Source organism: Gammaproteobacteria bacterium, from assembly GCA_019748175.1.
Classification (GTDB): Bacteria; Pseudomonadota; Gammaproteobacteria; order JAIEPX01; family JAIEPX01; genus JAIEPX01.
The window spans coordinates 18,962-45,798 of record JAIEPX010000008.1 but is presented as its reverse complement, the minus strand read 5'-3'; the positions used below and the strand labels follow the sequence as shown (position 1 = coordinate 45,798).

General features: G+C 37.4%; 22 protein-coding genes. 10 read left to right on the top strand and 12 right to left on the bottom strand.

Going from position 1 to position 26,837, the window contains the following annotated elements; all coding sequences use genetic code 11:
• Positions 1-147 precede the first annotated feature (147 nt).
• On the top strand, positions 148-426 hold the full coding sequence (locus K2X50_03515; protein MBX9586305.1) for a hypothetical protein: 279 nt from the start codon (positions 148-150) through the stop codon (positions 424-426).
• A gap of 77 nt (positions 427-503) precedes the next feature.
• Positions 504-2,504 carry a cyclic nucleotide-binding domain-containing protein gene (locus tag K2X50_03510; protein MBX9586304.1) on the top strand — a complete coding sequence of 667 codons (2,001 nt, stop codon included), beginning with the start codon at positions 504-506 and terminating at the stop codon, positions 2,502-2,504.
• A gap of 92 nt (positions 2,505-2,596) precedes the next feature.
• On the opposite strand, the gene K2X50_03505 is transcribed toward K2X50_03510, so the two are convergent.
• Positions 2,597-6,643, bottom strand: a complete 4,047-nt coding sequence (locus K2X50_03505; GenBank protein MBX9586303.1) for a hypothetical protein — start codon at positions 6,641-6,643, stop codon at positions 2,597-2,599.
• A 92-nt stretch (positions 6,644-6,735) separates the two neighbouring features.
• Here K2X50_03505 and K2X50_03500 point away from each other — a divergent pair, with 92 nt between their 5' ends.
• Entirely contained in the window at positions 6,736-7,662 is a 927-nt protein-coding gene (locus tag K2X50_03500) for a class A beta-lactamase-related serine hydrolase (GenBank protein MBX9586302.1), read from the top strand.
• A 114-nt stretch (positions 7,663-7,776) separates the two neighbouring features.
• Complete coding sequence (locus K2X50_03495) at positions 7,777-8,157, top strand: DUF4870 domain-containing protein (GenBank protein ID MBX9586301.1); 381 nt, start codon at positions 7,777-7,779, stop codon at positions 8,155-8,157.
• Positions 8,158-8,174: 17 nt separating this feature from the next.
• Here the strand turns inward: K2X50_03495 and K2X50_03490 are convergent, their stop codons facing one another.
• Complete coding sequence (locus K2X50_03490; GenBank protein MBX9586300.1) at positions 8,175-9,551, bottom strand: DUF1460 domain-containing protein; 1,377 nt, start codon at positions 9,549-9,551, stop codon at positions 8,175-8,177.
• A 185-nt stretch (positions 9,552-9,736) separates the two neighbouring features.
• Here K2X50_03490 and K2X50_03485 point away from each other — a divergent pair, with 185 nt between their 5' ends.
• Positions 9,737-12,178, top strand: a complete 2,442-nt coding sequence (locus K2X50_03485; protein ID MBX9586299.1) for a hypothetical protein — start codon at positions 9,737-9,739, stop codon at positions 12,176-12,178.
• 85 nt (positions 12,179-12,263) lie between these two features.
• Here K2X50_03485 and K2X50_03480 read toward each other — a convergent pair whose 3' ends face one another.
• The gene (locus tag K2X50_03480) at positions 12,264-13,418 is read right to left on the bottom strand and encodes a branched-chain amino acid transport system II carrier protein (GenBank protein MBX9586298.1); all 1,155 of its coding nucleotides are present in this window, start codon (positions 13,416-13,418) and stop codon (positions 12,264-12,266) included.
• A gap of 248 nt (positions 13,419-13,666) precedes the next feature.
• On the opposite strand from K2X50_03480, the gene yhbY reads away from it, so the two are divergent.
• On the top strand, positions 13,667-13,936 hold the full coding sequence (gene yhbY, locus K2X50_03475; GenBank protein MBX9586297.1) for a ribosome assembly RNA-binding protein YhbY: 270 nt from the start codon (positions 13,667-13,669) through the stop codon (positions 13,934-13,936).
• Here yhbY and K2X50_03470 read toward each other — a convergent pair.
• Positions 13,933-14,145 carry a hypothetical protein gene (locus K2X50_03470; protein MBX9586296.1) on the bottom strand — a complete coding sequence of 71 codons (213 nt, stop codon included), beginning with the start codon at positions 14,143-14,145 and terminating at the stop codon, positions 13,933-13,935. The genes yhbY and K2X50_03470 overlap by 4 nt on opposite strands.
• Positions 14,146-14,263: 118 nt before the next feature.
• On the bottom strand, positions 14,264-14,707 hold the full coding sequence (locus K2X50_03465) for a hypothetical protein (GenBank protein ID MBX9586295.1): 444 nt from the start codon (positions 14,705-14,707) through the stop codon (positions 14,264-14,266).
• Between the two features lie 219 nt (positions 14,708-14,926).
• Here K2X50_03465 and K2X50_03460 point away from each other — a divergent pair, with 219 nt between their 5' ends.
• Positions 14,927-15,091, top strand: coding sequence for a ChaB family protein (locus K2X50_03460; protein ID MBX9586294.1), 165 nt, complete (start codon positions 14,927-14,929; stop codon positions 15,089-15,091).
• Positions 15,092-15,113: 22 nt separating this feature from the next.
• Here K2X50_03460 and K2X50_03455 read toward each other — a convergent pair whose 3' ends face one another.
• Complete coding sequence (locus K2X50_03455; protein MBX9586293.1) at positions 15,114-15,869, bottom strand: hypothetical protein; 756 nt, start codon at positions 15,867-15,869, stop codon at positions 15,114-15,116.
• Positions 15,870-15,934: 65 nt separating this feature from the next.
• On the opposite strand from K2X50_03455, the gene K2X50_03450 reads away from it, so the two are divergent.
• Complete coding sequence (locus tag K2X50_03450) at positions 15,935-16,606, top strand: hypothetical protein (protein MBX9586292.1); 672 nt, start codon at positions 15,935-15,937, stop codon at positions 16,604-16,606.
• Here the strand turns inward: K2X50_03450 and K2X50_03445 are convergent.
• The 5 genes from K2X50_03445 to K2X50_03425 form a co-directional block, all read right to left on the bottom strand.
• Positions 16,603-17,016, bottom strand: a complete 414-nt coding sequence (locus K2X50_03445; GenBank protein MBX9586291.1) for a hypothetical protein — start codon at positions 17,014-17,016, stop codon at positions 16,603-16,605. The genes K2X50_03450 and K2X50_03445 overlap by 4 nt on opposite strands.
• A 364-nt stretch (positions 17,017-17,380) precedes the next feature.
• Entirely contained in the window at positions 17,381-18,667 is a 1,287-nt protein-coding gene (locus K2X50_03440) for a DEAD/DEAH box helicase (protein MBX9586290.1), read from the bottom strand.
• A gap of 211 nt (positions 18,668-18,878) precedes the next feature.
• Positions 18,879-19,613, bottom strand: a complete 735-nt coding sequence (locus K2X50_03435; GenBank protein ID MBX9586289.1) for an HAD-IA family hydrolase — start codon at positions 19,611-19,613, stop codon at positions 18,879-18,881.
• Between the two features lie 99 nt (positions 19,614-19,712).
• Positions 19,713-20,756: an alpha/beta fold hydrolase gene (locus K2X50_03430; protein ID MBX9586288.1), complete on the bottom strand. Its 1,044-nt coding sequence runs from the start codon at positions 20,754-20,756 to the stop codon at positions 19,713-19,715.
• Between the two features lie 406 nt (positions 20,757-21,162).
• Positions 21,163-21,303: a hypothetical protein gene (locus K2X50_03425; GenBank protein MBX9586287.1), complete on the bottom strand. Its 141-nt coding sequence runs from the start codon at positions 21,301-21,303 to the stop codon at positions 21,163-21,165.
• A gap of 76 nt (positions 21,304-21,379) precedes the next feature.
• On the opposite strand from K2X50_03425, the gene K2X50_03420 reads away from it, so the two are divergent.
• Both K2X50_03420 and K2X50_03415 read left to right on the top strand, forming a co-directional pair.
• A complete protein-coding gene (locus K2X50_03420) occupies positions 21,380-22,885 on the top strand; it encodes a hypothetical protein (protein MBX9586286.1) in 1,506 nt (501 codons plus the stop codon).
• A gap of 208 nt (positions 22,886-23,093) precedes the next feature.
• Positions 23,094-24,917: a hypothetical protein gene (locus tag K2X50_03415; protein MBX9586285.1), complete on the top strand. Its 1,824-nt coding sequence runs from the start codon at positions 23,094-23,096 to the stop codon at positions 24,915-24,917.
• A 101-nt stretch (positions 24,918-25,018) separates the two neighbouring features.
• Here K2X50_03415 and K2X50_03410 read toward each other — a convergent pair whose 3' ends face one another.
• The gene (locus K2X50_03410) at positions 25,019-26,614 is read right to left on the bottom strand and encodes a pentapeptide repeat-containing protein (GenBank protein MBX9586284.1); all 1,596 of its coding nucleotides are present in this window, start codon (positions 26,612-26,614) and stop codon (positions 25,019-25,021) included.
• Positions 26,615-26,837: the final 223 nt, after the last annotated feature.

Here is a 26,837-nt window from a genome sequence, read left to right as displayed (position 1 = left end):
TATAAAAAGGCAGTGTTTACACTTAAATTTATCGATAACAACTTTAGAATCTGTACTATACTTACTTTGCATCTAGGAGTTTGGGGACCGGAAGGACTACAACTCTGGCCATCAAGCAATATTTCAATAAGTTAAGGAGAATTAATCATGGCAACATTAAGACAAGCACTAAGTCAACGTATAAGCAAAGACCCACAAGGATTCTATAAAGCTGTAAAGGCTCAGAATATCAATCTGAATCCGCAGCAAGAAACTAGCCTTCGTGATGGAAACTTGAAAGCCTTCGGTGATGATAAAAATTTAGAGAAACTTTTCAATACCAAAGTGCTCGGTGCATTAGGAATTAACACTAAAGACCTATCGTATAACCAGAAAGGTAGTTCATCTGAAAAATGGAACAAAGGTGACGAATCTGGAAAATGGTAATCGTTAATTGATTTATGGCTCGATTGGGCTATGCTAGATAATACAATCGAGCCATAATTTTAACCAGAGAAAAATAGATGATCGAATTATCAAAGCGCAAAGATTTAATTCGACATCATTCCTATTTTAAACCACTGAACGAAGCAGAAATTGAAGAGCTCGCAGAACTCTCTTTCGAAAAAACATATCACCCTAATGAGACAATTATTAATGAAGGCGAAATTGTTGATTCGGTCTATTTAATCGCTGAAGGTGACATAGAACTTGATTTGATAGGTGATCAACCTGACAATATTTTACAGTATGTTCTCCACCCAGGAGATGCCATTGGACTTACTAATGAAGGTTTTTTTAGCCAAACGGGTCTACGAACAGCAACACTAATTAGCATAACGGATGTTGTTTTAATAGGTTGGGCTATCGATATTTTTAATTATTTTTTAAAAAAGCATCCAAAATTCCTTGCAACAAGAAAAGAAGCCTCTGAAAAAATGTTGCGAATGTTTTTTATAAAGCAAGCTGAACCATTTTTAGATCTACCCTCTGAAAACATCGAAAAACTAGCTCAAGATATCCAAGAAATTCTGGTACCCAAAGGGACTGTATTATTTAATAAAGGTGATGAGGCGGATACATGTTATCTTATCTGTTCAGGGGCCGTCGAAATTTATAATGTGGACAACGACAGCCGTGAAAAGATATTAGCTGTATATCATCCCTGGCGATTGATTGGTGAAAGCGTTCTCTTTACAGTCGCTAAACGTTATTCTAGTGCGCGAATGGCCGAATCAGGAAAACTTCTAATTTTAAAGCGTGAACAATTACATGAACTAATGAAACATAACAACACGGCTGAATCCATTATTGGATTAATCATAGAACGTTGCTGTCCGACTCGTGTACCCGACATTGAATATTTTCATCGTAAAGGTGATGAAGGCCAAGCAATCATCATTCTAAAAGACAAACGTCGAGGTCAATATTATCAATTATCTGAGGAAGGTTGGTTTGTGTGGCAAAATATCGATGGTCACAATAATTTGCAGGATCTCACCACTCTGCTCTACAAGGAACGGCAAATTTTTGCACCCCTTGCTGTGGCTGACACTATTCTAAACTTATCTGATGCAGGTTTTCTGATACTACCTGACATACACATCCCTGAACACAACCACTCTCAAAAACAGATAACGAAATTTCAAAAGTTTAAAGAAAAACTTTATCAATGGCGATATTTACAAAATATTTTTTACAATATTGATAGCAAACTTTCTTCAACCTACCATCAGACTGTGCATCTACTTTATACAAAATTAGGCCAAATCATTTTGGCCATAATAGCTCTACTCGGTGTGATTTCTTTTGGATATCAGTTACACACTTTTAATACGAATTCCATTGATTTAACCCACTGCTTTCTTTTTGTTAGTGCTCTGCTCACCACGAATATTCTTTCTGCAATTCCTCACGAACTTGCTCATGGATATACGACAAAATATTTTAATCATGAAGTCAATCGCGCAGGTATTATATTTTACTGGCTTGGTATAACTGCATTTGTTGATACATCAGATATGTGGTTATCTAATCCTCGATCCAGAATAATTGTCAGTTTAGCGGGTCCTTATATGGATATTGTTCTTGGTGGTATTTTTTCCATTTTAGCCTTCACCGTATCATCACCCACATTAGATTTATTTTTTCTCTTATTAGCGCTATTGCTCTATTACAGCGTCTTTAAAAATTTAAATCCTTTACAAGAAACTGACGGCTATTACATTATAAAAGACATCTGCCGTGATCCACATTTACGATTAAACGCCTATCAATGGATAAAAAATCACGGCGTGCGAGCCCTTTTATCTAGCCGAAAAGAACACCGTTGTGAGTTTTTTTATTGGCTCATTTGCGCACTGTTTCAAATGCTGACCTTAATCCTCGCTTTCGCTGCAGCACATTATTTACGCTTGCTTTTACCACCCACCGTTATCGGAATCTCTACCTTTCACTTACTCTGGCTATTACCAACTTTGGCTATACTGAAATTTATATTCACGGCGTCGCGTCTTGAGTTGTGAAAAGTTTTGCAAAATTGATGGCAATACTTATCAAATTACTAACCCTTCTGATAACTTTTTATGTAAGCCCAATAAATGTGAACGTATGCTAATCATTTTGGGTCATTGTTTTTGCGCAATCCAAGCTCGCTTTCAATTTCAGTAGCTAAATTGCCCTCATCTAAGAAATCGCGATGGTAAGCATCAGTATTATCATAATATTGATAGTCTTCACTGAAGAAACGATATTGATTATTTATTTGACCTGGTTTAACAGCCTGATTTGATGATGTACGATGTTCATGCAGTTGCAACAAATCGCTTCGATGATTGATAACCAGTGTGATTGCCCGTGCAAAAATGCCATCAATGGCTCCGTAGGGAATGCGAAACAAAAAGTGAGTGAGTAATGGACCTGCATCGCTGTAATATCCACGTGCTTTGAAGCCTGCTTTTTTATTGGCGGGCTGGTCAAGCGCATTCACACAAATGGCGATAGCAAAACACATAAATCGATGCAATACCGGATCTTTTTCTTGCCAATAATCGATTTCTACACCGGTATTTTCTGGATTGAAATAACGTTTGTATACCGTAATGCCAGAGCCTTGATAACATGGGAAATCGCGCTTGATAGTTAATTCGGAGCCATTACGTGTAAATGTTATCGTTGTTGGGTCTTGTAGTAAGGGCTGATGTTCACAATCGATATATTTGAAAGATGGATTGCAATCATAAAACTGAGTTTGTTGGCTGAAATTCATAAATCCGCAAAATCGTTTGAAAGCCGTGGCACCACTATTAGTCTCGTATGCTGCAGCCTTAAAGAGAAAAACACGTTCTTCTAGAGGAATCATGTCAAATTTATTTCGCATCTCACCTTTTTGGATGAAAATACGTTGTTCATGTATCCTAAATATTTGTAATGCGTTGCCATAGGCAGGGGGAGAAAACATTTTCACATAACCTGTTACATGATTATTTTTCCATTCGAAAAAGACATGACCGGAATTAGATTGAAAAGGACCGTAAATCATCCGAGTATCTTGTGGTTGGTTAATGATATGAAAACTCAATGTTAATGTATTTCGTAAATCATTAAAGACTAATTTGACACCTTGCTCAGTTTGCGAAACAAGATGAGAAAAACACGCAGCAATCATTCTGCGTTTGGCAGTTAGAATATTCGAGAGGAAGACTGCATCTTGATGACCTGCGACATAGGCACAGATTGATTTGTTGTCGTAGATGCGATCTTGTGCTTGCCCGTGGTCTGCTCGTCGCAATGCTAATTCACCATCGCGCATAACTACAGTTCTGCTGTCAGCTCGGTCATAACTCTGTTGTTGAAATGTTAGCATGTACTGTTGATCACAACCTGGCGTCATCGATTTGAATTGTAATACTTTTTCAGCAAAAAATTGCATACGTTTTTCGTAAACGCCGTCCGTGTTTTTTTCAAATAGAAGATTTAGATTTCTAAATCGATTCAATACAAATGAAATAAAAGCAATGATTTCAGCGTATTGACCTCGTTGCTGCGATGTTTCAAGACCAACGGTAAAGCGCAGGGAATCTTGAACACAATTAACACTGGAAAGCGGAAATCCGATGCTCATGCGTTGTGTTAAAGGTAGTTGATAAAACTCACAAAGCGGTATTAACAATTGATCAACAATGTCACCGCCAAACGCTTCAATATCCCTTGATGAAAAGTTAAATCCGGCATCAATCGCTGGTAGTAAACCATGCATATTTAAAGCCACATAGCATGCGCGCATATCTGAACTGATTGTCAATTGAAATCGTTGCTGTGTACCAACATCTAATTCGTCTAATTGTGTAGTGATTGCACTGTATAAATTCATGTTATAAAGCTTTATTAAGTTGATATAATTTTTTATCAGTCCATCTTGCAAAAAGAAATACGAAAAATAGTGTAAATTTGACATTTCGCAAGGTTCTGTCGCGAGAACGGTTTTACAACGCATGTTATATGGATTCCAATAATGATCGTTGTTATTCAATATCACCATAATGCCACCACTACGCTCGTCAACACCTAGTTGGGTAAACTTGGTAAGGCTTTGCAGTAATATGATATTGAAAAGTCCGTCATCCATAAGTGGTTTTGCTTGATTGAGCGCATCGGCAATTTCTTCATCGTCTAAGGCATTTAATGTTGCATCAATGACAAGAGTGCGTGGTTTATTGCGCCATTGATTTGTAGCCATGTTACGCAGTAACGCCAATAAATCTTGTGCAAATTGTCGGCGTTCAGTTACATTGTTTGGATGGATCTCCATAAAGATCAAATCAGCTGCGCTATCAAGTTCATTCAACTGCCGAAAGTGTGTCACAATCGCTTTTTTATTATGTAGCATACCTAAATTGACTAACGATTCAAAATAATTTTGATTGGTGACAAAGATGCGTGTTGGGGTTTTTCCAATCGCGTTATTGAGCGTTGGTTCAAGTTGTAACACTCTGGTATAAGAACGCATACCAAATGTTGTGAATGCGACCGATTGAACAGGAAAACTACTCAAGAGCTTTTTACGGATAATTTCTGTTAATAATAATTGTTCGCTTAACGGATTGAGGGAGAGATCTAACCGAAGAATTTCGCAGACCGTTTGAATCGCGCGAACTGCATTAGCCATATTTTTATTAACACAAGCGTTTATAAACAGTCTTATTGATTGAAGTATTTCAAGCAGCGCAACTTGTTGCATCAAAGCATTGTTTTGATAAAGACGCTGAAAACGACGACAATAGTTGAGTAAAAAACAAGCATAGATTTCAAAACTCACAGTATCTTTTGAATCCTGAATTGGCGTGTTTTTGTACTGTTCAACGAGTCTTAAAAGATATTGATACTCGCGAGTCTCTAGTAAATTGACTAACGTGTGTGATGAGTGTTGTGGCGCACAAAATATCTGCTGGGGCAGGCTTGCAAGTAAATCAAATTCAGTTTCTGGTGTGTCTGTGATGGCCAAACTTCTAAGAGATTGCGCCATGGGTGTATCAGTTAACTCTTGCCAAAACTCTGTAGTTTGCGTTTGATCAATGAATAGTCTGTTGTAGCGTTGTAATATTGCTCGTGTTGCTTTCACAGGGTCTAGTCTATAACCCAAATGATTTACTAAAGATTTAGGTCCCCAGGAATCATTAGACTCGGCTTCTTTATGTCCTATTAATGTCAGTGTTGCTGTATCCATGTATTGGGTTTGAATGAAATAACAAAAACGATCGAGGTAGGGAGATGCTTGGCTTGTTTTCCATCGGTCGATAGCCTGAGCAAAAAAACAATCTTTTTCTAAATCAATTTCTTGTTGGGGCATTTGATTATAACAATCTTCGAAGATGCCAGGCTCTTGCTTGGCAAATTGCATCAGATCCTTGGGACTTTTAATATTATTTTTGATCAAAAAACCTGAGTGATTATTTTTAAGCCAACCAAACACAGGACCGTACCATGCTTCATTTCGTTTCAAATCTCGATTTTTTTGTTCTTGTTCCTTTGCCATTTGATATGCAGCTCTGGCTTGTTCTAATTGTTCTGCCAAATGCTGTTTAAGCAAATTTTTTTCTACTGTTGAATAAACGTGCTCAGATTTCTTTAATATTCTTCGTATATCTTCGTCTTCAAAATGTTGATCAATTAAATGATGTTCAATTTTTTTGCGAATTTGTTCTTCGACATGCTTTTTATTTACAGGGTCAGTTAATCGCACCCAAACTTGTGTAGTGAAAATGTCAATAGCAGCATCAAACTGTTGCTCATCGATGATGGTAACATATCGCTGCAATTCACCCCAAAATAGCTTTGAATCTAAAAAAACAGGATATAAACGTGGTCCATTTTGCTGTGAGCGTTCATTTATATATCGTTTGCGTAAAATTTCTACGGCCCAAGTTTCTGTAGCACGAAGGTAAGTGTGGCGATGCATTACTGCGAAAGGTGATTGTGGATATTGCAATCTTCTGAGTTCGTCGAGTGTGAAGTTAGCATTAAACTGACCGAATTCCAAAATAAATAGTTGCAGTGCGGTCATTACTTCACCCGAAATTAACCCCGTACTGTTTCTGCATGCTGCAGTAACTGCGTAAACCCTTTCTAGCCATTCCCGATAGCCTTGATGCCCGTGCTTTTTCATACTCACCTCCCTCTTTAATGTACCACGTCTCCGGCGTCGCGTCTTGAGTTGTGATAAGCTTTACAAAATCGATAGTAAAGAGTAACTAACAGATGGGAACTAATAGTATGGTGACAAACTGGCACTCTCAAATTATAGAAATCTCAGGGAGACTTGATGGCATAATTGGAGTCTATGCAGTTAACAATAAAAACCTATCGTTTTATTCTCAGAACAGCAATGACTATTTTCCAATGGCCAGCATAGATAAAATTCCTATTGCTGCTTATTGTCTCTCATTAATTTCAAATGGTGACCTCCAACTTGAGCAGATGATAGATATCAAACCAAGTGATTTAAGAATCGGCACTGGAATACTTAATAAACGATTTACTATTCCAGGTGTCACTATTTCACTTGAGAATATGATTAAACTATTGCTGGAAACTAGTGACAATACGGCAAATGACATTATTCTACGATTAATTGGCGGTCCAAAGGCAGTCACAAACTGGCTACATGAAGTAGAAATCAATAATATTGATATAAGTCGCTCATGTCTACGAGGTCTTGCAGACCAGATCGGCCTAGAAAAAATACCTGACAACGAACAATGTACACTTGAACAATTTCAACAATGGGAAAATGCTCTCGATCCAGAGTCTAAAAAAAAGGCTGAAGAAGATTATCTTCTCGATTATCGAGACACTGCGACGCCAAAAGCTATTGTAGATTTATTGTACTCAATTCAGTCCAACAAATTGTTTCCTCAAAAATATTCTTCAATGATGTTACAATTTATGCAGCGTTGCCAAACTGGTCCAGCAAGAATTCGAGGTCTTCTACCACCCAACATTAAAGTTGCTCACAAAACTGGATCAATGTTTGGCATTACAAACGATGCTGGGATCATGTACACTTCAAACAACTCTGACTCTATTACCCTCGCTATTTTTGTTAAAAGCACCGCAACCTCTCTAATCGAAAAAGAACGAGTCATCGCTCAAATAGCCAAAATAGTATTTGAAAATCTTCTTTAGTGTCTTTAACAAGTAACGTCGACGCTGTAAAGACCTAAGTTCGCACACCCTCTTTACATACAAACCACAAAATCTTATCCTAGCTTAGCCAATCTAATATTAAGGGGCTTTGAAATGAACGATCCATGGAATACACCGTCACACAAGCCAATAAGTGGGAACAAAGATGCCAATCAATGGGCAATGTTTGTGCACTTCTCATTGTTTGCTGGCTATCTAGTACCCCTAGCTGGGCTGGTGTTACCAATCATTTTATGGCAAATAAAAAAAGACCAATATCCTTTTGTCGATGTCCATGGAAAAATTGTTGTCAATTGGATAATCAGCCTCATTATCTATGCTGCCATCTGTGCCGTATTAGTATTCTTTGTTATTGGTCTGATTGGATTTGCTATTCTCGCCGCCTTAAGTATCATTTTTCCCATCATTGGCGGTATCAAAGCCAATCAAGGTGAAGTTTGGGAATATCCTCTGACTATCAAATTGATACGCTAGTTATCTTCGGCAACGCTTTATAAAAGTTTCTCAATGTGTATTCCTACAATAGATTGATTATCCATATTACGGTACGCTCCATATTGATAATCGGTCAGATAATCAAACAAGGGTTGTTCCTGAACTCGATTACATGATGTATATTTAGTTACATTTCTAGGGAGTGAAGAGGTGCACGCATATTGATTCTTGGATTTTTTATACCAATAATATCCGTTGGGCCATGCGTTGGTTGCGTGTAAAAACATTAGCTCCTTGCATACTTTCTCACCACATATAATGGGTGTAACAATACATCTCTTTACACTCTTACTATTATAACTGCAGGTTAATCGATTATAAATCACATCGCCGTTTTTAAACTGTTTTTGATATAGAATGCCCATATGAGAAATGCTCAATTCAGACCCAGTAGCGTCTTTAATATTTTTGTGATCGACCGTCCACAACCCAGCATCTCTAACAACTTCAATTATTGATGGTGTTGGTATGTTATCAATCAGAATCTTATTTGGACTGTATTTTCCATCGGATTGTTTTATAGCCAAAACAGTCTTTGGGATATAAGATGTAGCGACAATTTCTGAATTAAAACCTGGAAAATCTAGCCCTGAATAAACTGTAGCATATCGCTGAGCCATACTGAATCCGTATCTCGTGTTTAAAACTCGTACAGTTGCGTGTAGATTTTCTTTTTGACGTAAAAACCAATTATTTCGAGTGATTTTTGCGATAGCTGTTTCAAAAACAGAACCAAAGTCACCTTGAGATGTTACATCCTTTAGGAATCCATTTTTTTGATTCACAGGATTCCAATCTCCATCAATAAAATTGTTTCGATTAAAATAATGAACAAATTCACTTTGAGGATTTCCTGCTGCACCATAATTTATTTTTAAGATATTGCGATCGAATTCATCAAGAGTATTCGAGTAAAATAGCGCCATAGCATTTTGAACAAATGTTTGGCAATCAAGGCCATCCATCCGATAAACAGGATCTTGTTTTACGTGAACCTCACCCGGTTGATAAACATCTGATCCTGACTGCCAATCGCCTTCTCCAATTGCACCACTCTCGATAAAAGGAATATCGATTAATTGTTTTGCCAGTAATTCCATTCGAGCGTTAGCATCAAGATTTTTGTATGGCTTTAAATAATCAATTAATTGCCGTATCAATGTTCGAGCTTCATTAACAGTTAATTGATAACGAGCAAAATCTAATACAGTAAAATTTTCTGCTGCCTTCAATGTAGGATAATTTTCTTGATTCTCCGTCATCGGCACATAACCATTTAAGTGAAGATCATTACTTTCAACTTCCTGGCCAAAAACAGTCATGGTGAACAATATTGTTAGAGAAGCAATATTAAAAACTTTAGCTATTTTCATTGGCTTTCGACCTTCTATTAAGGGCTATGATTATTCACTCATTACAAGAGTACCCCAGCAGGTTGAAAAAGGTCAAGTCTATGGCCAATTCCCTATCAGATTGCAACTCAAGGCGCGACATCTTTCTTTTTAGAAGACGGAACGTTACAATAGAAGCAGGAAAATAGTATTAAAGGTATTAACGCATGAAACTGAAGGCACAGAAACGCTCTAGAACACAAGATCCATCACTCTTAGACAAAGACGCCAACGCTGAATCACTCGTAGAATGGCTAATGCACGTGAACTCGCAAAATGAGGATCAGAGAAATCTCGCGATTACCCATGTTTTGCAAACATATCCGCACGCCTTAGTCGACGAATTATTATCTAACATTACAAAAATCGATTTATTTAGAGTATTATCATTGAACAGCTTCAAGACAATACGATCACTTTCTGAATTAATCAGATTAGGGTTTGATGATAATTTAAATGCGGCTCATAAACTCTTACTGTTCACTCGTAAAGTATTGAGGGGCTATAAATCGATCGGTGATGAAAATTTATCTGCTTATTGGAAAGTGCTTGAAATATCAATTAAACACTGCGCCCTATACTCGTATAGCACAGATGTTTTATCATCTATTTTTACTCATGTTAACGAAGCTTTTGCAACAGAACTAATGCCACACCTCGATGAGGAACATTGGCTTGCTCTATTAGCCCATGATGATTTTGCTTTTTGCCGCCAATTGATCAACTCTCCGGATGTAGCTCTAACATTAAAAAAATTAAAAACAATGATGAAGAATCGCTTTACTGAATCACACCAAGCCATTATTTTTGCTTGCCTAAAAAATGCTATTCTGCAAGATCGTTATAATTTTTTTGAAGCATATACTCAGCAAGTTAAAGATCATATTGAAATTATTATCCCTGTTGATCAATTCGATTTATTAATTACCGCCTACAAATCAAAAAATCCATCATTCTTAACGTTGATATTGAAAAACATAGTAGAGTATTTGCGTCGCAAGACTCTCGCTCTAGTCGCTACTTGGTTGAGCATTGAGTTAACTTCGTTGGAAATAGAAAATGATAATTTAAGAAGTAGTATTATATCAGATTTAAGCAACATTTTGCAGGATCGTGAACTAATGTCTAATTACGACACAGTAAAAAATGCTGCTGAAACGAATGAAGCCATAAATCGCCTGTTGAAAGTGCGAAGCACTCAACTCCCTGAAGGGAAAAAACGCACCGCGCTCACAATATTAAATCTTCATAGAGAATCAGGAACTACACTTGTAGAACTTCATAAACATATTTTAAATCGTTCAAGTCGAGATCAGCATCGTGTTTTAGATGAAAAAGAGCTTGCAGCAACTCGTGTACTCAATGAATTTATAGGTTATAAACAAAAAGATCTTCCTTATTCTCAACTATCACAGCACAATGATTATAATCGGTTTAAAGAAAACACCCTCGCAAGATTTGATTCAATGCGCGAAAAAAATGTATTATTGGAGATTTCTAAACTACAAAACGAAATAGCCCGATTTCGGGAAAGCAATCTTGAATCGTACCGCCGAATGATCATGCCTAGGCCTACAAGGTCCGAACAAGAATCAGATGTAACAAAAAATATAATGGTCCAAGTCGATAAATTATCAAGAACCATACCAGTAGTTTGGGTAAACACTCTCGATTTAGAAATGTGGGCTAGTATTGGTAGTCCACATCAATTAATCCCAGGCATGAATGAGCATCTTACACTCTCAAGAGCGCTGTTAAATCGCTGGGACCTCAGCGGAACCAAACCTATGTTCATTGCATCGATAGGTTTTTTTGTACAGACCAAAGGTAACATGACTCCTTTCATTCATGTTCCAATCCGATTTCCCGATCATAAAGTCGTCGTTACAAGTCCAAATTTCACACCCTTGACTACAGAAGCTGATAACATTGTTTGCGCACATCCGCTTAGAGTATTTACCGACTATCTTTTAAAAAATAGCAGCGCTATACCTCAGATATTAAAACAAGGATTTAATATGGAACGAAGAGCCAATGTTACACGGGTTATTGCTTCCACATTCGATATTCATACAAACACCATGCCCTGTAAAGATTGCCAGGAATATGTTGCACAAATTCAAAGAAGCGAAGAACTTTTGAAAGTCGTACGGTCTGGTTTAAAAAATCTCTCAATAGAATGTGTTAAAGGTAATATGCCAATGACATTGTTATTTCGATTTAGTCTCCTCTCAATGAAAACACCAGCGAAAGTGGATTTACTAGAAGCCGAATCTGTATCAACATTAACCCCACCCAGCAGCCAATCTCCATCAACTCATTCTTCGAAGAAGAGTAAAAAGCAAACATACGATAAAGAAAATATATCAACAGTTCTTTTAGCGAGCATGAAAAAGTCTATACTAGTAAAAGATGTCGAGCCCAATCCCATTCAAGGTCCAAAACAATTTACGCCGAGATTTTATGCAAGCCCACAAGTAAATGCCAGAGATCTCTGCCAAAATTCTGCTGTTTTTCATGAACTAGAAGTTCCTAGAGTTGTGTTTGCAGATAAAAAAACATCTAGCAGTGTAAAAGATTACACTGCGCTAATCGGTAAATGTATGTAACTAATTTTACAAATCTATAACATAGAAAGCCATTTGATGTTCTTCATTTTTGACTTTATAGTCAAACTGTTCCAACGAGTATGATTTAAAATGCAAAACTCATTAGCGTGGCCATAACAATTGAAATCCCATAGAAAACTATCATTTTTAAACGTCGCCACTTTCTCGTGATTATGCTTAATATCGTCAATGCAATGATTCCTGGATAAGAAAGCTCCAAAGCAGGCGCTAAAAAAGCGGCTATACCCTTAAAATCGAGCAACGATACAAAGAATGAAGTCGCAGTCGTAGCAAATAATATCCACGGAAATGCATTATCTGTTAATTTAAATAAAGATACCAAATATCTCGCATAAATATTATTCAATGCAGCTGCTGTTGTTAAACATGAAAATAGCATTGCAATACTAATAAACAATGTTGCACTATTACCCATAACATGTTTTGCAATCGTTGGTAACATTAATTCTGGTTTCACACCTGAGGTAATATCAGAATAGTGAGCGCCGAGATATACAAATCCTAAATAAATTACCGCAAGCTGAAAGGCGCCTAAAATACTAGGAAGAATTGCAAACTTAATTGTTTCATGCAGGCTACTATTTTCAGGCATTATCTTCTGAATTTGCGTGAAGATTAGCGCAGAAAAGAAGAAAGCCGCAAACAAATCCATAGTCTGATAGCCAGTAATAAACCCATCATATAATGCACTAGAAGCAGTATTATGCGATGCTGGTAGCAATTCCGGGGAATGAATGACCCCAAAAATAATCAGAACTACCAAAGAGATCAAAAGAATTGGACTCATCCATTTACCCAGTGCACCAATCATACGTTGATCTTTAAGGCAAAAATAATAGCTTACTGCACAAAACAAAAAACTGAATAGGATGGTTGATAATTGTGGGAAAATAGTGCTCACCCCGCCATGCGCAACTGTGATACACCGAGGAACAACTCCAAAAGAGCCTAGCAACGACAAAGTAAATAAGGGTAAAACTATCTTAGCCAGAACCCCAGCTTCAGAAAAAAAACTGATATAATTGCCTCTGTGCAATTTTACAACAAAAAGTCCACAAAAAGGGAGCAATATACCTGTAACAAGCAAACCCATAAAACCTAGAAGCCAATGTGATCCCGTTGAAGCGCCAATTTGAATCGGAAAAACTAAATTTCCAGATCCAAAGAACATTGCAAATAGAGCAAAACCATAGATTAAAACCAATCGATACTGTGGCATAAGTGTCCCCAAATAAATTCTGCTATTAAATTTGAACTTAAAAGATTGAGAAGATAATATTTAGGGCCGAAGCCACATTGGGACTAACTGAAGACGAAATAAGAATAAAACTCGCTATATTCATTACTATTCCAAAACTATTTTATGGTTTAGAGTACCACTCTAAACAGTAAAAATCAACAAAGAATGGACCTATCCCTTCCTTCTTGCTACACTACAGCAATCATCAAGAGAATAGAGAAACGATCATGAATCCAAGTTTTAAGCAAGAATTGAAAGGCAAAGCTCATCATCTGAAGCCGGTAATCATTATCGGGGGCGAGGGACTAACCCCCGGCGTTCACAACGAAATTGATCGTGCGCTCACTGATCATGAGCTAATAAAAATTCGTGTAAACGCTGAAGATCGCCAAGAGCGTAAAGCGATCACTGCAGCGATAATCGAGCATCACCGAGCTGATCTTATAGGCTCAATTGGCCATATTATTATCATATATCGACGCTCAACTAGTCGTTAGAACATCCCTCGAAGAATCAATAAAAGCATACCTAACCCTATCAGCACCCAGCCCGCAGTAGGTGAAAAATAAATTGGTTTGGGTAGCTTTACATTCACATCACCTACTTGCGCAATTTTTTCATTTTTCTTATAGCTAAAACCATGATAAAAGACAATTAATGCACCCACCGCGATGAAGACAATCCCCAGAATCGTTAAAATGCTCATGCTGAATCTCCCTGTTTACACTTAATTAGTATCAAGAACTCAGGAAGCCCCGCGTTAGCGAGACTTCCTGAAGAAACATCATGTGTACGCTAGTTAAGATATTAGTCTGACAACTAATTTAATCAGCAACACAAGACGTTGATGTACCATCATTGCACTTAACCGTGCAAAATGATACAGAATTAATTATTATTGAATCTATTTTATTTGCATTATAATATACATTATTCACACAGTTTTTCAGTTCCTTAAGATCAAATTTGACACAAATACCAGTTAAATGATTAAAGCGTTCGCAGGTTCCAATTTCAAATGTCGTGTGAGAATCGCCTGGTTTTGCATGATATTTTGAAGAACCTCGATGTTCAACACCATAATACATATTAGCCGCTGACGATGAAAGCATTCTATAAACTACATCATCATTGGTATTATTAATAATATGAACAGAATTCAGTTTATCTCTTGTTAAATCATTCACTTTCCCATGAACTGCATACACAGGACAACTTGCTAATAAAACCAAAGAAAAAGAAGTAATGATAGGCAATTGAATTTTCATAACACCTTCCTCCTTTAAGGTTACTAACACCTTTAATATAACACAATTAACAAAAATTTTCAATCGGTTTTTTATTTCCGTTAATTTCATTATATAATTCGGATCTTAAAATGTTGAACTAACCCACAAAAGATAATCAAATTCGGATCATGGTAGAAATTTATAATTTCTAAGAATTATGCTAGAATTATAACTATCCACTCACTGAAAGGGTCAATCATGCCTTACCAAAGCGTTAGTGACCTTCCAGCTAATTTGCAAAAAATATTACCAATACAAGCACGATCGATTTTTATGAACGCTTATAATAATGCTCTAAAACAATATGACACCCCCAAAAAAGGCAGAGAAATAATAGCCTTGAAGCAGTGGCACAAAAAGTAGCTTGGGCAGGGGTAGAAAAGGTTTATAAAAAAGATGCTCCGGGAGTTTGTGTGGAAAAGTGAAAATTGGGTTTATTTAATCCAAAAACCTCACCGAATAACTTTTGTGCGTCAGGGCTGAACCTTAGATAGCGATAAAAATAGTCAATGTCAAAACCATGCTCGATCTCAAAGGCTCTTTCATCACCATTAAATTTATTTATATTTTGAATATCTACCAATAGTGGTTTGTGATCAACCATTAAAATATTTTGGCTACGGAAATAATCATGGGTAAATTTCGCAGCCTTTAATTTTAGTGATAAATTTAATATTGCATTCATAGCAGATTCCCAATGTGACTTCATGGGAGACTCACTAGAAAAATAATCACATCCAATCATTCCTTTATAATATTTATTGACTAAAAATTCTTTTTTCGGAAACCCTAACGAGTAATGCTGTATTAATGCAATAGGTTCAACTATTGGAATTTCATGCTTTAATAGCATGCTAGCATTCTCCAAAAGTTTTTTTGTAGGGTTTTTTATCGCGCGTTTCAAGCGCTTCCCTATGCTATTAATTCTATGACGCTCAATAATAAATTGATGCGAATCAAGATTAACAAGAAATGCTGATTTATTATGCTTTACGTTTTCCCTTAATATAGACACTGTTTTGGTGGTTATTATATTGTCTATATCTAGAAAAGTATTTATTAATGTATCATAGGGACTGTAATAGTAGATCACTCTACGATTAGTTTTTCGCGTGAAGTATTCAAAGTTTGTATTCAACATTGGCTTGCTTCCATTTTAGTCCAATGATAGGATGATATTAGTTTAAGTGGTTAAAGAATTCAACTATGGATAGAAGAGTCTTATCAACCCAAGATTATTGTTGTCTTGTTGATGGCGCGCGTTTGATAAAAAGGGATAAACGTCGCTTAGATATACTACTTACCCCAAATAATGATGTTATCAAATTCATCTACAAGCCCCGCTTTTCGTTACCTAAAAAAATATTAACTGAGACGAGGCGATTCGTAGAGAATGCTGAAATTTTAAGAGCACTCGAGATTCTCGGCCCTGAAATTGTAGCTGTGTATCATTATCCAGCACTAAAATGTAATATTATCGTATATAAATTCATAACAGGATATTCACTCTATGATCTTGCATGTCGTAAAGATTTTACAAAATTATCAATGTTACCTGGCTTAATTTCACGACTCCATGCTGCGGGACTTAAGTTTGGTGATTTGCATTTAGGGAATATAATAAGCGTAGGGAACAATCTAGCTCTTATTGACATTGAATCCATCATTCACAAAGCCCGTCCCTTGAATCTGAAAGAACGTATAGCCAATTTAAAATTTATGTTTAGCTTGAAAAGAGACGTACCGATTTATCAGCAATTTGGATTTGATGATTTTCTTAAACACTATTTTTTATCATCAAATATGCCCAATACAATGGAAATAAAAATACGTGATGCACTAGCTGGAAAGAAGAAAGAGCAAATCAATCCACGTTAACCTACAATAAAAGCATTAAAAGGAAGAATGAATATACTAAGTGGCTTCCTGCTTTTACTTAAGAGTGGGGTCGGATAAGTACAAGTGATCTCTCGCTCACTTTTCTCTTGCACGGGATTAGCGCTTATAGTGCTGATGGCAAGCTTTGCTTGGGATAAAAAATCTTCAGGATTGGCAGGTTCATTATTATTAATAAGGAGAGCCCATCTCTGTTCACCAGGAACTGTGGTTACGAACATTGCAAAATAGAGACCCGTGTCACTCAAGTTAATGATATCAGCTTGTTGAATTTCCCTGATTATGGGGCATGATTTTGGTCTGTATATTCTTGAAGAATTTTTTGAGGCGAAAGTTAATCCTGAAATCAACATTAAGCAGGTCAAAACAGATATCGTAAATAATTTTTTCATGATTAGTTCCGGTATATTAATATATATCAGTGTAAATATTATCATGGTGGGGGGGCATTTATCAATGCTTGTCCTTCATAAAAAAGAGAGGGCAAATCCCTCTCTTTTTTTAACTTCGTCTATTGAATATTATAGGCTCGAACTTCAGCCTGATGTAGCCCAGTATCCTGCTTATTGCCCACATAGAGTTTAGCATTTCCGCTAGTAATACCCGTTGCCTGGATCAGCAGCGAACACAGTGGCTGTTGCATCCAGTGGATTGTTAAGCTGATTTTGCACTTTTAGGTCGGTAGCGTAGGGAAATGGGGGCGTAGCTCTAGCAGATCAGAGGTAAAAGCAAGGGAAGGAGCAAGCTCCTGCCCACTTAGCTCCCTCGACTTCCCGAACGACCGCGACGGGCACTGTTGTTAGCAGAACCGCCTTTCCACCCGCCTTGGCGCTTGTCAGAGAAGCTGTTAGGCCTTGCTGACGGTCTTTTATTGCGCTGATTGACAGGCGCTTGGTATTTGACGGAAAGATCTGGTTCGAATCCAGGAATAACCGATTGCGGTATTTCGCGTTTGAGAAGACGTTCGATGTCTTTTAGTAAGCGATGCTCATCTAGGCTCACCAGTGAAATCGCTTCACCTTCGTTACCTGCGCGACCAGTACGGCCGATACGATGAACATAGTCTTCCGGTACCATTGGTAAATCAAAATTGACAACTATGGGTAGTTGATCGATATCCAGACCACGAGCAGCAATATCAGTAGCGACTAATACACGCACTTTATTTTCTTTAAATTCTGCTAAGGCACGCGTTCGTGCACCTTGTGTTTTATTACCATGAATGGCCGCTGAACTCAGACCATCTTGCGATAAATGTTTCGCTAAACGATCGGCACCATGTTTTGTGCGAGTAAATACGAGTACTTGCTTCAAATTTCGCGAACCAATTAAATAAGACAGCAATTTAGATTTTGCTGTCTTGTCAACGGGGTGCACAAAATGTTTAATGCCTTCCGCCGTTGAATTGCGCTGCGCAACTTCAACAGTGACCGGCGATTTAAGCATACTGTCTGCGAGCGCTTTAATATCAGTTGAATATGTTGCTGAAAACATGAGGTTTTGTCGCTGCTTGGGCAGTATCGAAATAATCTTACGAATATCACGAATAAATCCCATATCTAACATGCGATCAGCTTCATCTAACACTAAAATTTCAACATTCGATAAATCGACCGTACGACGCTCTACATGATCTAATAATCGTCCGGGTGTAGCGACTAAAATATCGCAACCTTTGCGCAATTTTTCCATTTGCACATTAATACTCACTCCACCGAAAACTACAAACGATTTAAAAGGTAAATATTCACCGTAGGTTTTAAAGCTTTCATCAACTTGCGCTGCTAATTCGCGTGTTGGTGTTAACACAAGCACACGAATTTTACGTGTCTTAATAGCAGCTGCATTTTGGCTCATCAATTGCAAAATTGGGAACGCAAAAGCCGCTGTTTTTCCAGTGCCTGTTTGAGCACCGGCTAGAATATCGCGACCTGCTAAAATGGGCGGGATTGCTTGACGCTGAATGGGGGTTGAAACTTTGTAACCTTTTTCTGCGGCAACACGGACTAACTCGGGCGCCAACCCAAGGGTATCAAATGGCATAACTCTTCTCCTAAACCAGCCTATGGAGCAATAAACTCCAAATTCGGTCTAGGCGGATATTTGTTTTAATCGATTAAACGTGACCGAAAGTACATTAATCGATCATTGTGGCATACTATCCCTAGAAATACAAGATTATAGCACTCATGTACTGGTGAATGGCAAGTTCAGATGTGCGGCCTTACTTAGACCCACCCTAACCTTATTTATTTCATGATCCAAAACATTTTTTTTCCAAAATCACAAGTAAATCCGCTGGAGATTTAGCTGTATAAATCGGTTGATGTTCAGACAACAACTTCTCCGAGTGGTAGCCCCAGGTCACGGCGATTGAAGGAATATTAATTTTATTTGCTGCATCTATGTCACGACTTTCATCACCTACATAAAAAATTTCAGAACATTTTGCTTTTAATTTAATCTTTTTTAAAAGGCGTGCTTTACCAAAAATGGCGCTGCCAAAATAAATGAATTCAAAGACGCTGATTTGATGATGCTCCAAAAATTGCCGTGTGTTCTCATAAGAATTTGACGTTAGAATACCTAGCTTAAATCCAGATTTTTTCAATTCACATAGGACTTCGAGCATACCAATAGGAAGCTTCATTTTGATGATATGTGGAACTATGGCTTTAACCAGTTTGTGTTTTAGCATGGGCAGTTTCCACCAACTTACACCATGCCTCCGTAATGCTTGCAGTGATGATAAATTTCTCAGCTCATTCACATCAGTTATCGGATTAAGTCTCCACTGAGTAGATAGCGCATTAAATTCTCTGATTGCAGTATGAAGCGAATCGCATAATGTGCCATCAAAATCAAAAACAATCAGCTTCTGCTGAGGTAAATCTAGAGAACCTTGGTAACCTTCTTGATGAAAAGTAAAATACCAGACAATAAGAACACAAGTAGCTATAAAGATAGCAATTAAACTCCCTACAATCATATGCTCTCTCCTCAGTCTGAGTTATAATTCTCCACATCATAGCATTCAATGCAAGCCAGCCCTATATTAGTACCTGACCCTAAGCCTTGCTTACACCAATTACTCATTCATAATGGCCCGTTGAGGTATCGTATGAGGTGGTGGTAGACAGTGCGCAAATTCAACTTTAAAAAACTCAATTGCTGATTGATACACTTCACGATGTATGCTGTGTCTATCCACGCCAGGCGGATCTGAGATGAGACCTGGCGCTAGTGTTTTTTTTCCTAATTCTGTTGGCTCATTAATAAAGATAAAATGATTAGCTTTGGGTATTACTTTTAGGACTGTTTTAGAAATGTTATGAGCAAATTTTTGAGCATTATTTTTTATTGGCACTATTTGATCTTTTTCCCCTGCGATAATGTAGATTGGAATATTGATATTCTTTAGCCCTTGGCTATCAAAGGCATAGCCATAAGCTGGAGCCATTATAAATTCTGCTTTAACGAGTGGCTCACGATATGATTTTTTTGCTTTAGAAAAGTCTATTCGATCGATTATTTTTTGAGTGGCACCTTTTGACAATTCAACAATATCGGTTGTTTTTATCGAAGGCTTTTGGTACAAATTTGCTATGCCACCAGCAAGCCAAACCCCGGTTAATCCACCCAGAGAATATCCCGCGAAGCCAATTTTCTCTCGATCAATTTTCATAGCAAAGGTCGGACTTTGTAATAATTCTTTGATAACAAATGAGACATCTTTTGGACGCTGCCAACGCTCAAGAGCAATTTTCGGCTGATAATTATCCCAAGTGTTACCAGTGTGATCTATCGCAGCAACAATAAAACCACTTTCCGCTAAAGCAATCGTAAACCAAGCTGAATCAACACGACTACCGCCGTCGCCGTGCGAAAATAGAATCAAAGGGTATTGTTGATTTTCAGAGGAGATCGGTGCCATATCAACACAAGACGGAATTTTCCAAACAGCATTATCATCATGGTTTTTTTTAACAGGCGAATTCGTAGGGTAAAGGATGCTTATGATGATGGGCCGATGTCTTGTTTTATCGTTCAATACCAGTGTTTGCACACCGACGTTGGCACAACTGATGCCAGATAACAGCAAGCCAATAATGCATATCAAATAATTGAACATATTAACCCTCGCCTTATCTCATTTAAGACATTATCTGATGTAAGAATATAAAAGTATAGAAATTTCAAAGACACTTTTTTTGAAGAGAACTTAGAATACTTAGAGCGTTGAGTCTTAAGTTGTCCCAGATGCAGTACTTAATTGCAGAGTAGGTTCAAACTGGACTCAAGACCTGCTGTAAAACTTGTTAATATTTTTCCTTGCCTTTTGCCTTTTTTTTCGTGAGTTAGCGTCAATATTATATCCCATTGGCCAATCAGTTAGTTCTCTCATGAGGTCAAAACCCTCTTTTACTAAATTATAAAAGTATCTTTCTGCATGTGCATTAGCGTAACAAGCCGTGATTTTACTTGATAACGATTCTCTACTAATTAAATCACCAGGCGTTATTTTTGAATTGGTAAGCTTATTTTTGTATGGCTATGTAAATTAAAGCATTGACAATATCAGGCGATGACTTCTCAATTATCGTCGTGACTAGTGCATCTAACACATATATTGTGTAATATTTCGATAATGGAATGGCAGTTGCAGGAGTCTTCATCATAATGATGTCACTGTCACTAGAAGTCGAAAAAATTATTGGCTATGAGAAGCCACCAAGAGGGAGGCGTAGTTTGTAAATGCAAGACAATAGAATCGAAGCTAAAAATAAATTTGATTGGGGCAATAAGATCATTGCTAAGCAGGGTGTTAAGAATATTCTGTCAGCTCTCGATTATTATCAAAAATCTTTGTTTTTATTGAGATCTATCGAAAAGGCAGAAGTGACCGAAGAAGTCAATACGAGTATCCGAGATGCGCTAGAGGCTTCACTCAAAGGGATTAATCAACTACTTCATTCGACTTCAGATTGGTCTCAAGTTGTGGATGCGCTGGAAAAGTTTTTAACTTTTTATGTGGATAGCTTTAAAATTTTAAATAAAACAACTCAAAGATTACCTGAACTAGATGCGCTCGAGCTGCAAATCGATGGCCCTTTAACACTATTGTCAAAGAATGCGCCATCAGAGCCTCAAAAAGAGCGACTTAAAAATTATTTGGCAGTCATATCATTATTCCACAAAGATTTGGCGACTGAAAAAAATCATAAACTATCCAGCAATGATCCCGTTGTGACTAAATCTTTTGCGTTATATACATTAGCGTTAAAAGTATTCGCAGCCAATGTAAAGATTGAGAGCCCCGCTGAAGAAGAGCAGCCTCCGCCTAAAAAAGCGCCGCCTCCAGCTCCAGCTGCAGTTCCGCAATTCCCTACATCAATGCCACCAGCAGCAAAAGCCTCTCGATCCCCACGAATTAATTTTGCTAAACAGCCCAAAGAAACTAAACTTCACACGTTTGAATATATTGCTGATGACGGTCCAAAGCGTGTGCTTATCCGTGAGCTGATGGAGAAAAAAGAGTTCGCTAAAGCACTCGTGGGCTGCCGTAATATTATGAATCACATCATAGATGACTTTCGATGCACTTGTGAATGTCAGCTCGCAATTGGAAAAGATCATGCAAAAAAACGTCAATTTATAGAAGCGATAACATGTTATACGGAAGCTTTACAATCGTGCACACATATCCGTAAAGATGACTTTATAGAAAAGGATATTATAAATATTGCAACTGGATTCATATCTTTAATCCATGCCATTAATGAACTCACTAAAAACTCGGCAGTTAATTTTTTATCTGCCAGTGAATGCCTGACAGTGTTTTTAAATTTTTATTTGGATAATTTTGGTTTTTTAAATACAGAAAATAAAACAAGATCATCTCTAGATGAGATTAATATCGATTTTCTTATTGAATTCCTAAAAAGCACACCTGATGACACATCTAGAGAGAAGACAAGAGTATATTTAGCTATTATTAGAATTTTTAGTCAAGATACGAATTTAGAAAATGGTGGGCTGGAGTCCATGATGGATGAAATTGAAATAAAAAAAGGGATATGGAAGGATGCATCGATGTTGGAAACTTTTAATTTGTTTGATAAAGCAGTAGCGCTTGCGAAAAGCATAAAAGGTCACCCAGTTCTCAATCCAGAATTAAATATAGCGCCAGAGCCAGAAAAAAAACGCTGGAAAGATGTTACAGGATCAAGTTCATCGTCATTCCAATCACGATGTTGTTAAGAGGACCTGGTCTTCGACTAGCAAGCATTTGGGTGATAATGAACCCGACGAAAAGCTTGTTTATATAGCGTTTTTGTGATATATTTTGTAGCCAATAGAACGTGTTGAATTGATCAACTATAACACAGTGAAATATATGAACGCATATGAAGGTGTTTATCGCCATGTAACCTAATCATGTTATTTTTACCCCTTGAGATATCTAACAATGTGCACCGAAAAACATACCGCAGCTGAACTTGCAATAGTCGAACGAGTATTTTCCAAACTTCCGATCATACGCGTTTATATTCCAGATGATGCGGGTTTTGGTAATCAAGTAAATGCTTATTTCACAATTCAACGCTATCTTGAACTAGGCTATAAAAATAATTTTGAAGTGATATATTCCGAAGCATCAGCAGATAAAGTGAGCACACTATTTGCTATGTCTAGCGTAGACCTAAAGGCGAACCATGCATTACAAAGTTGGCATCCAAAAATTCGCTTTGTAAAAGAAGAAGCACTTGTAAGATTTCCTGAATTGTTCCAACATGTTCAACTCACTCTTGCTGGGGCTCGCTACACTAAGGGCGTTGCTACTTTAAAGACAGATTTGTTTGTTGCACCTGATAATGGTTTTGGTATGTTTATCACGACAGGGACAGGAAAAGTTTTAGTAGATGACCTAATGACGAGAAAATTTGGAAGGCAGATCTTTACTCCAATTGCCACACTAAAATCAATTCGAGAATTATTCCGCAACACTGACTACGGTAGAATAGTGCAAACTATCGCACCGGGAGTCCCTGCAATTGTGGAAAGTGTTGCACAAGGAAAAATGAATGTCATGGTGACTTATGGTATGCATTGGAGTTTTCGCTTACCCAATCATCGCATAATGGCAAATATTGCCGCTACAGTTTGTCAAATTAAAACAGAGCAAGCTCGATTACAAAAGCCTACATTGATTCTTGTTCTGAATGAATTATGGTGGTGGGATTGGCGTAAAATTCGCTCAACATTGAACAATGTATTAGCTTCGGGCGAAGCCTCAGACTTAGCAAATTTAACTGATCATTTACGACCATGTTCGTCTGCGGATACAACCATTCCCATTTTAAGTACAGGCGTAGAGTTAGTGGAATATATGGCAACTGCAACTGTAAATAGCGTAGCCCTCGTTCGAATGCCCAATATTCATCCAGATGTCTATTCATATTTAGTACAAATGTCACCCTTTCCTAATCTTATCGAAGGTCGCTCTTCGTACACGCTACTAACTAATCTTAATAGACCAGGAATACGCGCATCAGATGTCATTACATTCGGTGACAAGTTTGCACCGCTGATTAATATTTTTCGCCAATTTTTAGACCACCAATCAGAACTATGGCGAAATCATTTACAGTCTCATAAAATACAATGCACACAAAAAGAGGACTTGGTTTTTCAAACAGTCCTCGAAGCTGATAACCATCTTCATTTAGAGCTTATTCCCTCTAAAGATTTCAGTGAATCTATCAAGCAATTACCAATACAAGAACTCAACTCACAATTAAACTATCTACACTTCAAAGATTATTTGTTTTGCGCCATGGCTCCGTCTGCACTCATATCAAGTGGGAATACCCTTTATAAACGACGAACTACGTCTTATTCAACTGCTGCCTTAGTGAAATATAGCCTCCTTTTAGGTGATGGCTATATTAATTCCAGATTACCCAGTAATATTTTATTAATCATGATTGACATGATATCTGAATTAGGTTTTGAAACTGAAATAGCTTGTCTAGCAGCAATTCCAATATTACAAAATGTCATCGGTTGGACTTTATACTATCCAGCTTCGATTCCTGAGGTAAAACAGCGGTCTTTAGAGTTTGCTAGCAGTTGTGCTGGCGCAGTGGTAGGTAAAGTTTGTGGCAATATTATTACCAATGTTGCCTGTAATAGTGCTAGCTGGTTTTATCGTCGTTTGTACGGAACTTGCCCTGCCTTGCCAGTTACTCGCTCAAATGCAAATGATCATCTTGATTTGAAAAACAAGTAAAATGATTAGAGCGATTATCATCGCCGCTTAGAATGCATCGATGACAACTTCGTTTTGCTTGTACATCAATTACGGACCTCGTTTAAACAATTCCTTTACACTCAAAGAGTCATCGGGAGTAACGGCACTAATTTATCACTCGTATTATTTCTGGAGTCAAATAAATTTTCTGCCTCATCAGGTTCGGAATGCCCTTCTTGAGATGAAAAAAACAGTCTTGATCGAACATCAGAAATGCGACGCATTCCCCATCGATGCATTCTAGAAGGTAATGATGGCTCTTGATCAGAAGGTATTAATTGTAAATCGGGTGCTGAAGCCGCTAAATATTCTCTTTCCGTCTCAGGTATATCCATTTGACGAATCAATCGAATTCTCTGACTTAAAATTTCTGCGTGATAACGTAAATTCGGATTGTGTAAATTTAGAACCTCATAACCATTTAGCAATAATCCTACCGTATCGGCGCTAGGATAAGTACCATGCTCTATATTATATTGCACAAAGTAATTTCTTAAATATTTAATCATTCCGGATTGAAAATTTAAAATGTTAGTTAAATTCCTTGAGAGATATTGTTTTTCATTAACCAAATTTCTGAAAGCGGACAGTAATAATTGCTGATCTATAATTTCTTGGCGTCTTTTCAATGCTCTCGTTAACTTTATTGAACCAAGTGAGACTCCTGCCAATAACACTAACGAAACAACAACTGCTATCACAGGTAATGCAATATTCCAGAAAGGAACGATACTGCTATATTTAACACACGGATAGCCAAAATAGTGATCGTCGTCATATTTGTTACTTCGCATCAAAGCACCATGACTTTGAGATTCGAATATATGTTGGATCCTCTCTCTTCCAGCATAACCAACAGGACCAACAAATCCGGCACAGGCAAAAGACGTGTCAACGAATGAATTACCTTGAAATTCAACTGAATCCTGAGGTAATAAAAAAGTGGAATATTCTAAATGACAGTTGCTTATCGTATTATTTTGAAATCTCGCCAAATCAATTATTGTTTGGCGATCATGAAATTCTACAGCTTTTTCATCAGGAATAAAAACGCTAACATTATAAAAACGTGATCCGTAGATAGGACCAAAAATCCCTGTATTGTATAACACAGAATCTTCAATAGTTGCATTTCGCATACTCGATACCACAAGACGAGTGTTCAGATATTGCTGCTTGATAACAGCACCATCAAAGTTACATTCTTGAAAGCCGAAACTTGCTTTTGGCATTTTAAAAAATTGTCCGAGTGATTTTCCATCACTTTCAATTAAGGCTTGCGTGAAATCTCCCCCTCTAAAACCACTTGATGTGCAGTTTGTAAAACGAGCGCCAACGAAAGAAGGAGAATTGCCTGAATCAGGTATGAACATATTAATAAAATGCGTACCATCTAGATTCCTGGGTAAGGAACTAAATTTACAGCCATCAAATACAGCACCGTGAAGACTCGTTTGGAAGGAACTATCTTTGAATGAAATATCAAAGAAATCAAGCTGACTATAATCAGCAGCGCTAAAAGTGTATCGTTCAATATGGTAAAATCCATCACGACTTTTAATACCACAGCTTTCTAAACATTCTGCAACATTCAGTCGACCGTTATAACGATAGTCATCATACCGTGAATTATTTTGATTTCTTATAATTTCTTCAATAGCCAGTCGCGACTTCATAAAAATAAGCCCAATGTAATTATATTTATGTGAGTATAACATGAATTTTTGATAATTACAATATGTGCCTAGGTCGTCAAGTCTTGAAAACGCGAAACCTATCACAACTCAAGACACGACGCCGTTCATTATAACATAACACATTGACCTGGCCCGCCCCTTCTACCACCAGAACCACTACCTCTTTGAGCACCTGGTCCTGGGATTGTAACTTTTCCAGTTT

What these genes read in the sequence shown, in the direction of transcription:
- K2X50_03460 (MBX9586294.1), top strand. Translation starts at nt 14,927, where the DNA reads ATGCCTTACCAAAGCGTTAGTGACCTTCCAGCTAATTTGCAAAAAATA.
- K2X50_03410 (MBX9586284.1), bottom strand. Translation starts at nt 26,614, where the DNA reads ATGAAGTCGCGACTGGCTATTGAAGAAATTATAAGAAATCAAAATAAT.
- K2X50_03420 (MBX9586286.1), top strand. Translation starts at nt 21,380, where the DNA reads ATGCAAGACAATAGAATCGAAGCTAAAAATAAATTTGATTGGGGCAAT.
- K2X50_03480 (MBX9586298.1), bottom strand. Translation starts at nt 13,418, where the DNA reads ATGCCACAGTATCGATTGGTTTTAATCTATGGTTTTGCTCTATTTGCA.
- K2X50_03415 (MBX9586285.1), top strand. Translation starts at nt 23,094, where the DNA reads ATGTGCACCGAAAAACATACCGCAGCTGAACTTGCAATAGTCGAACGA.
- K2X50_03510 (MBX9586304.1), top strand. Translation starts at nt 504, where the DNA reads ATGATCGAATTATCAAAGCGCAAAGATTTAATTCGACATCATTCCTAT.
- K2X50_03455 (MBX9586293.1), bottom strand. Translation starts at nt 15,869, where the DNA reads ATGTTGAATACAAACTTTGAATACTTCACGCGAAAAACTAATCGTAGA.
- K2X50_03515 (MBX9586305.1), top strand. Translation starts at nt 148, where the DNA reads ATGGCAACATTAAGACAAGCACTAAGTCAACGTATAAGCAAAGACCCA.
- K2X50_03425 (MBX9586287.1), bottom strand. Translation starts at nt 21,303, where the DNA reads ATGATGAAGACTCCTGCAACTGCCATTCCATTATCGAAATATTACACA.
- K2X50_03490 (MBX9586300.1), bottom strand. Translation starts at nt 9,551, where the DNA reads ATGAAAATAGCTAAAGTTTTTAATATTGCTTCTCTAACAATATTGTTC.
- K2X50_03440 (MBX9586290.1), bottom strand. Translation starts at nt 18,667, where the DNA reads ATGCCATTTGATACCCTTGGGTTGGCGCCCGAGTTAGTCCGTGTTGCC.
- K2X50_03505 (MBX9586303.1), bottom strand. Translation starts at nt 6,643, where the DNA reads ATGAAAAAGCACGGGCATCAAGGCTATCGGGAATGGCTAGAAAGGGTT.
- K2X50_03470 (MBX9586296.1), bottom strand. Translation starts at nt 14,145, where the DNA reads ATGAGCATTTTAACGATTCTGGGGATTGTCTTCATCGCGGTGGGTGCA.
- K2X50_03430 (MBX9586288.1), bottom strand. Translation starts at nt 20,756, where the DNA reads ATGTTCAATTATTTGATATGCATTATTGGCTTGCTGTTATCTGGCATC.
- K2X50_03485 (MBX9586299.1), top strand. Translation starts at nt 9,737, where the DNA reads ATGAAACTGAAGGCACAGAAACGCTCTAGAACACAAGATCCATCACTC.
- K2X50_03500 (MBX9586302.1), top strand. Translation starts at nt 6,736, where the DNA reads ATGGGAACTAATAGTATGGTGACAAACTGGCACTCTCAAATTATAGAA.
- K2X50_03445 (MBX9586291.1), bottom strand. Translation starts at nt 17,016, where the DNA reads ATGAAAAAATTATTTACGATATCTGTTTTGACCTGCTTAATGTTGATT.
- yhbY (MBX9586297.1), top strand. Translation starts at nt 13,667, where the DNA reads ATGAATCCAAGTTTTAAGCAAGAATTGAAAGGCAAAGCTCATCATCTG.
- K2X50_03465 (MBX9586295.1), bottom strand. Translation starts at nt 14,707, where the DNA reads ATGAAAATTCAATTGCCTATCATTACTTCTTTTTCTTTGGTTTTATTA.
- K2X50_03495 (MBX9586301.1), top strand. Translation starts at nt 7,777, where the DNA reads ATGAACGATCCATGGAATACACCGTCACACAAGCCAATAAGTGGGAAC.
- K2X50_03450 (MBX9586292.1), top strand. Translation starts at nt 15,935, where the DNA reads ATGGATAGAAGAGTCTTATCAACCCAAGATTATTGTTGTCTTGTTGAT.
- K2X50_03435 (MBX9586289.1), bottom strand. Translation starts at nt 19,613, where the DNA reads ATGATTGTAGGGAGTTTAATTGCTATCTTTATAGCTACTTGTGTTCTT.